The organism is Chondromyces apiculatus DSM 436 (assembly GCF_000601485.1).
GTDB classification, from domain to species: domain Bacteria; phylum Myxococcota_A; class Polyangia; order Polyangiales; family Polyangiaceae; genus Chondromyces; species Chondromyces apiculatus.
Window position 1 is genome coordinate 1 of record NZ_ASRX01000147.1, and the last position, 7,138, is coordinate 7,138.

The following is a 7,138-nucleotide window of genomic DNA, read 5'->3' on the forward strand; positions in this document are numbered from 1 at the left end:
GGGATGGGCGGGGGATGAGGGCACGAGGGGGGGCGGCGGGAGAAGCGCTGGGGGCGGGGCGGAAGCGCTCGCGGAGAGGGTGAGGAGGAGCGATCGTGGGGACGTTAGCGGCGACATCCGGGCGCTTCGTGCGCTCGACAGGAGGATGAGGCGATGGATCCGGCGACGAAGGCGGGGGCGCTGCAGGTGTTGGGGGAGGTCTTCGAGGCGGCGGTCGCGGGGCGCGCGGACTGGAAGGCGTGGGGGCTCGATGCGGGAAAGGTGGAGGCGATCAGCGCGCTGCTGTGCGGAAGCGATGCGCTGCGGGGGATGGAGCAGGCCTACGGGAGCGCGGCGCCGCCGCGGCTGATGGCGCTGCACACGGCGCTGGTGACGCTGGCGTTCGGCATCGCCTGGGCTCAGCACTGGTCCGACAGCGCGACGATGGAGCCGAGGCGGGGGAAGGTCGCGCGGCTGCGGGCGCGTGAGGCGGGTGCGGCGGGTGCGGCGGGTGCGGCGGGTGCGAAAGAGACAAAGCCGGGCGCGACGGCGGTGGCGCTGGAGCAGGCGTTCGGAGCACTCGCGGAGATCACGCGGGTCGCGGAGGGAGGGCGCGAGGAGACGTTCGAGGTGCTCTCGGCAGCGATCGAGGCGCCGCTGCGTTCACCTTGCTACCAGGCGCTCTGGAAGGCGTTCACGCGCCCGCTGACAGACGAAGGAGGGAGCGAGGGAGAGGCGGTGAGCCTGCTCGACCTGGAGGAGCCCGGCGCGCGGGTCAAGTTCGAGCGGCTCTACGTGCGGGCCCACGCGGAGCAGATGGAGACACCGACAGGGGTCGAGGTGACGCGGGGGCTCCTGGAGATCGATCCGGTGAGGCCGCAGATCCTGCGCGAGATGCTGATGGAGGGGATGGCGCGGTGGAACCGGCAACCTGCGCTCGGTGCGTGGGGTGCGCCCGGGGTGCCACACCTGGCGCTGGAGGATCTCTACGAGGAGCCGAGGGTGCGCCGGAAGGGGCGCCCGACCTACTTCTGGAGGTCACGAAGCACTCCGATCCTCGAACGCATCCGCGCGTTGCTCAAGAAGCACCCGATCGTCGGGGTGCGTGGCGAGCCGGGGTGCGGGAAGTCGCTCACGGCGCGGATCCTCGCCTGGGACTGGGCCAAGGCCTTCCTGCACAAGCGCGCGCCGTCGGCGCCTCGTCCCTTCTTCCCGGTGTTCATCCGGGGCGACGCGGACATCGTCCCTCACGAGGTCTGCCTGGACGAGATCATCCCGCGCGCGCTGCGCCACCGCGCCGCGGAGCTGCAGATCAAGGCGGCGGCGGAGATCGGTGAGGCTGCGAGGCCGTCGTGGAGCGGGCCCGTAGTCTATCTGGTGGACGGCCTGGACGAGGCAGCGCTCACGGCGGCGGAGGTGGAGGCGCTGTTCCGGCAACTGAAAGACAGGACCTGCGGCCCTCACCGCGCCGTGGTGTTCTCGTCCGCTGGCGCGCTGCCGTCACCCGTCGAGCTGCGCGGCATCCCCATGCTCAGGGTGGTGCCACTGTGCGGGGTTGCAGGCTTCCTGGAGATCGCGAAGGGCCTTTCGATTCACGAAACGGGGGTGCACGACTGGCTGCACCGCTGGCGCTTGCTGAACGGCACTGCGTACCTGAGCGAGGAGGAATTCAGCCAGAGGAACTTGCACTGGGCGCTGCCCACGCCGCTCCTGCTGCTGATGACCGTGATGATGTGGGCGGAGCTGCCGGCAGAGGGTGCGCCGGTGACCCGTGCTGACATCTACGAGCGTGTCTTCCGGCGATTCGTGGTCAGCAAGTGCCGCGAGGACCAGGCGCAGCACAGGCCCGTGGTCGAGGCCACGGCAACGCTGCTCGCGCGCCTGGTGAAGAGGGGGGAGATCGACGCAGCTCTGGCGGAGGAGGACGGGTCCGCGGCGCAGGCGCAGGCGGTGCTGTGGCTCCTGGGCAGGCTGGCCTGGGAAGGTCAGCGCTGCGCGCGGAGGGGGCGCGCGCTGACGGTGCGCGAGGTGAAGGCCATCCTGCGCGACGAGCTGGGCATGCCGGACGATGGGGGCGAGAATCAGGGCGACGATCAGGCTGACGCTCAGGCCGCGGAGTCCCTGATCAGCGTCGGGGCTCTGCTCGTTCTCCAGCCGGGTGACGAGGAGGGGCACGCGCGCCTCGTCTTCACCCACGGGAGCTTCCGGGAGTTCCTGGTCGCGCGCTACTGGGCGACCCAGCTTCAGCGGGCAGTCGTGGCGTCGCCCAGCAGGGAGCACGCGGAGGAGATCTCGGCGGGGCTGCTCGGAGCCCGGCTGCTGGGTTCATGCGATGAGAGCTTCGCGTTCCTCCTGCAGATCCTGGACGGCCCTGGCTGGACCGACGTGCAGCGCGCGGGGCTCGTGGCGTGGGGTGCGTCGCGCTTCAACGAGGAATCGCCTGCGTTCGAGGACGCGCAGGTGCCCCGCTGGAGTGAGGATCAGCGCCCCGCGCTGCGCGAGGCAGCCCTGGCGATCGGAAGCTCGGTGAAGGGGTCGGCTGGCGTGTCGATGGAGCGGCCGTCGAGCCTGCGATCGCTAGTGGGAGGTCCCTGGGTGGACGACGCGCGGGTGGTGGTCCTCGCACCGGGGCTTCGAGGCAGGGGGGCGCTCCTGCAGGGGGCGGACCTGCGGGGGGCGAACCTCGAAGAGGCGTGCCTTGAGGGGGCGGACTTGCGGGGTGCGGACCTGCGGGGCGCGAAGCTGCGAGGGGCAGACCTGCGGAGGGCGAACCTGAGGAAGGCGGTGCTCGAAGGGGCGGACCTGCGGGAGGCGAACCTCGAAGAGGCGAACCTGGAGCGCGCAGTGCTGCGGGGGGCGCGGCTGAAGGAGGCCACCCTCTGCGGGGCGAGCCTGGGGGGCGCGATGCTGCAGGGGGCAGACCTCGAAGGGGCAGACCTGAGCATGGCCACGCTCGAAGGGGCGACGCTGCGGGGGGCGAGCCTGCAGGACGCGAACCTGTTCGGAGCGCGCCTGAAGGGGGTGAGCCTTGAGGAGGTGGTGATCAAAGGGGCGGTGCTGGAAGGGGTGCAGCTCGACGAGGAGACGCAGGGAAGCGAGAGGAAGCGGCAGACGCCGCACTAGCGGGAGGAGAGGGGCGGAGAGGCGAGAGAGAGCCGCGCGGGTGCGGTCGCGGTGACGCCTCCGCGAGGTGCTGAGAGGTCCACGAGGACGGCGCGACGGGATGGGCCATGGGGCGCACGCCACCGCCGAGCACGAGCATGCCGAAGGCCTGACTGGAGGTGTAGGCTGGGCAGGCAAAGGAGGAGGGAATGGACGTGAACCCGGCAGCGATCGCGGAGGGGTTGAAGCACCTGGGAGAGGCCTTCGCGGTGGGCCTGGCGGTGTACAAGGTCCGTCAGGAGTGGGGCTTGAACAAGGACGCCATCGAGGCCATCGGCAGCCTGCTCAGCGGAACGGGTGAGTTGCTGGGGCTGGTGAAGGGCAAGGACGAGGCGGTGCCCTCCAGCCTGCTGGCGCTGCACACGGCGCTGGTGACGCGGGCATTCGGGACGGCATGGCAGCAGCACTGGTTCGATGACGCCAGGATGGCGCCAGGGCTGGAGAAGCTCTCGCGCTGGCGGAAGGTGTTTCTGTCGAGCAAGGAGAGGGAACAGCGGGGTGTGATCCAGAAGGCGCTGGACGAGGCGCTGGGGCCGCTCGCAGAGACCAAGCCACTCGGCGAAGGGGATGCGCAGGAGACGTTCGACGAGCTGTCGGCCTTGCTGGAAACGCCTCTCGGAACGTCGGCGTACCGCAGGCTGTGGGAGGCGTTCCTTCGTCCCCGCACGGATGACGAGCGCGGCCCATCGGTGTGCCTGATCGACCGCAATGCTCCCGGGGCGAAGCGCGCGTTTGAGCGCCAGTACACCCTGGCCTATGCAGAAGCGCTTGCGTCACCGGCGGGGGCGGAGGTGAGGCAGCGGCTGCTGGCGATGGAGGGCGTGCGATCGCAGATGCTGCGCGAGTTGTTGCTGCGCGGAATGTCGACGTGGAAGAGGCAGCACGTGTTCGGGGGAATCGAAGCGCCAGGCGTGCCGAACATGCCGCTGGAGGGGATCTATGTGGAGCCGGATGGCATTCATGAGGAGCATCGGGGCGACAGGGAGTCCGTGCAGCGTGCGCCGATCCAGCAGCTCATCGGGGAGCTGCTCCGTGAACATCGAATCGTGGTGGTGCGAGGCGATTTCGGACACGGCAAGTCACTGACGGCGCGAAGTCTCGCGTGCGGTTGGGCCGCGCAGTACCTGACCGAGAACGCGACGGTGTCGCCGGACCTGGTCTATCCGGTGTTCGTGAAGTGCGGGCAGGACTTCACCAACCATGAGCCTTCGCTGGATCGCACGCTGCCGCGGGCCTTGATGAACCGGGCGCGGGACATGGGCATCGAGCTGCCCTTGAAGGACTGCGTCTTCGCGCCGCCGGACCGAGGCGAGCGGGTCGTCTATCTCGTGGACGGACTGGACGAGGTGGCGTTCACGGCAGGCGAGGTGGAAGCATTCTTCAAGGATCTCGACGAGAGCACGGGGGAAAGACACCGCGCCGTGGTGTTCTCGCGCAAAGGTGTCATCCCGCCGTCCCACAAGCTGCAAAACATTCCGGTCGTCGATGTCGCGCCTCTACGAGTCAGCGCAGAACGTGAGGGAGAGGAGGAAGGGGGCCAGGTCGCTGCGTGGTTGAAGAACTGGAACCGCCTGAGCGGGGAACCAGAAATCACTGTGCAGCAGCTCGCGAGCAGGGGGCTGCTCGACGTGGTGACAACCCCGATCGTGCTGTTCATGGCGGCGCTGACCTGGAATGCGGAGGGGGGCGCGGCCGGCGCACCGCAAACGAGGGCAGCGATCTACGAGCAGTTCTTCGAGCAGATCGCGCGGGGCAAGTGCAAGCAGGACAGGGATCGGCAGGGCGAGGTCCGACATGGGCCAGTCGATGAGGCCTCGAAGAAGCTGCTGGACAGCCTCGTTGCGCGGCGCGCCGTAGCCGCACCGAGATCTGCTGACGAAGAACTCGGAGCACGCGCGCTGGCAATGCTCTGGCTCATGGGACGGGTGGCCTGGGAAGGGCAGCGCCGTACGCATCGAGGGGACGAGTTGACAGTGCACGATGTGACCAACATCGTTCGCGACGAGCTGGGGATCCGGAATGACTCCCGGGCTGAGGAACTGGTGCGCATCGGGGTGTTGCTCGTGCTCCAGGCAGATCACCACGGAGGTAACGATCGCATCCTCTTCGGGCACAAGAGCTTCCGGGAGTTCCTGGTGGCACGTCACTGGGCGGATCGGCTCCGGCGCATCGTGGCGGTGCCCGAGGGAAGCCGCGGCGAGATAGAGCGTGATCTGCTCGGAGCAAGGCTGCTTGGTGATGACGACGGTACTTTCGAGTTCCTCACCGAGTTGCTGAAGGGGGCTGGTTGGGCGGATGCAGAGCGGGAGGCGCTACACGGATGGGCCACGCAGTGCTTCCACAACGAAGCTCCTGCATTCCGAGATCAGTACGTGCCTCTGTGGAGCACGGACCAACGACCTCCGTTGCGTGAGGCGGCGCTCGCAATAGGAAGCGTATGCATTCGAGAGAGAGGGATCGTCACAACACGACCCGACGTACTCCGAACGATGCTCGCAGGCTTCTGGATTGCGAACGAACGAGCCATCGTCGTCGCACCGAGACTCTCTGCGGAGGCAGCGAACCTCTCTGGGGCGAACCTCGTTGGGGCGAACCTCTCCAGGGCGAACCTCGTTGGGGCGAACCTCTTTGGGGCGAACCTCTCTGGGGCGAACCTCGATGGGGCGAACCTCGTTGGGGCGAACCTCTCCAGGGCGCACCTCGTTGGGGCGAACCTCTCCAGGGCGAACCTCTCCAGGGCGCACCTCTCCAGGGCGAACCTCTCCAGGGCGCACCTCGTTGGGGCGAACCTCTCCAGGGCGAACCTCGTTGGGGCGAACCTCGTTGGGGCGAACCTCGTTGGGGCGAACCTCGTTGGGGCGCGCCTCAAGGATATGCGCCACGATGCGACCACAAAGTGGTCTGATGAGTTCGAGCCGCCAGCAGGCGCGTCAGCGGATCTCGTCGATGATTCCTCTGAGCCTTTGAATGACTGATTCCGGCTCCGCGCGTCAGTCATCCGCAATCTCGGCGGGGGTCACGGTCAGAAGAGCGACGATTCGGGCCAGCTCCGCCCGGGTGAGGCGCTGACGCAGCTCCTTCCAGAGCTGGTGCTGACGGTGCATCTGGGTCTTCCCGCGGAAGGCGTCAGACACGATATGGCCGGCCACCCTCCCCTCCGGCGTGACTTCCAGATGCACCTCCTCGCAGGCGTGCCCCATCGCCACGAGGGTGGACATCAGCTTGTCGCGAAACCCCTGCCCCAGCCTCACGTTCCCAGGTCGACGATCCACGCCCCCGGCGCGTTCGCGGCGATCAGCTCCGACGCCAGGTTGACCCAGCTCTCGCAGCGGTCGAGGACGAGGCCGTCGGAGGAGACCACGCCTTGGAGGCCTTCGAGAGAAGCGTCGGCGTCGCGGACGAGGTGGGCGTCGACGGGGAGCTTGGTGGCGGAGGCGCGCTGGAGGATGTGGGCGCGGAGGCGGCCGGAGCTGGGCATGGGGGCGTCGAGCCAGAAGGTGACGTGGGGGATGCCGGCGTCGACGAGGGTGTCGAGGAGCCAGGTGAGGGCGGTGTTGGTGTCGGAGGTGAGGGAGTAGCTGCCGCGGACGCCGGCGAGGTCGCGGAGGGCGGCGTCGGGGCCGCGGAAGAGGGGGCCGCGGGCGAGGGCGATTTCGAGGGTGATGAGGAGGTTGAAGGCGTCGAGGTGGAGGGGGGCGCCGCGGTGGGCGGCGAGTGGGCGGCAGCGGGCGCGGCGGGCGGCGTGCTGGGCCGGGGTGGCGGCGACGCGGGAGAGGGCGAGGCGCTGGCGGGCGTGGAGCTGGTGGTGGTTGCCAGCGAGGGTGAGAAGCGTGGGGAGCGGGTAGCCGCGGTCGAGGAGCCAGGTGACTTCCTGGAGGGCGGTGCGGAGGCGCGGGAGGGCTTCGGGAGCGAAGAGGACGGCGTCGTCGGGGTGGATGCCGCGCGGGGCGGTGGGGTGCGGGAGGGGGGTGGTCATGGGGCTGGCACTGGGGGTGGT

Annotated in this window: 4 protein-coding genes; 2 read left to right on the forward strand and 2 right to left on the reverse strand. The window is 69.0% G+C overall.

Features of this window, described 5'->3' with window-relative positions:
* The first annotated feature begins 153 nt into the window (after positions 1 to 153).
* Positions 154 to 3,102, forward strand: a complete 2,949-nt coding sequence (locus tag CAP_RS51745) for a pentapeptide repeat-containing protein (RefSeq protein WP_052376940.1) — start codon at positions 154 to 156, stop codon at positions 3,100 to 3,102.
* Between the two features lie 464 nt (positions 3,103 to 3,566).
* Positions 3,567 to 6,116 carry a pentapeptide repeat-containing protein gene (locus tag CAP_RS53120; RefSeq protein WP_231512034.1) on the forward strand — a complete coding sequence of 850 codons (2,550 nt, stop codon included), beginning with the start codon at positions 3,567 to 3,569 and terminating at the stop codon, positions 6,114 to 6,116.
* Positions 6,117 to 6,131: 15 nt separating this feature from the next.
* Here CAP_RS53120 and CAP_RS43030 read toward each other — a convergent pair whose 3' ends face one another.
* Both CAP_RS43030 and CAP_RS43035 read right to left on the reverse strand, forming a co-directional pair.
* Positions 6,132 to 6,392, reverse strand: a complete 261-nt coding sequence (locus CAP_RS43030) for a hypothetical protein (protein ID WP_044252544.1) — start codon at positions 6,390 to 6,392, stop codon at positions 6,132 to 6,134.
* On the reverse strand, positions 6,389 to 7,138 hold a 750-nt coding region (locus tag CAP_RS43035), incomplete at its 5' end, for a DUF434 domain-containing protein (protein WP_306413946.1). The genes CAP_RS43030 and CAP_RS43035, both read right to left, overlap by 4 nt.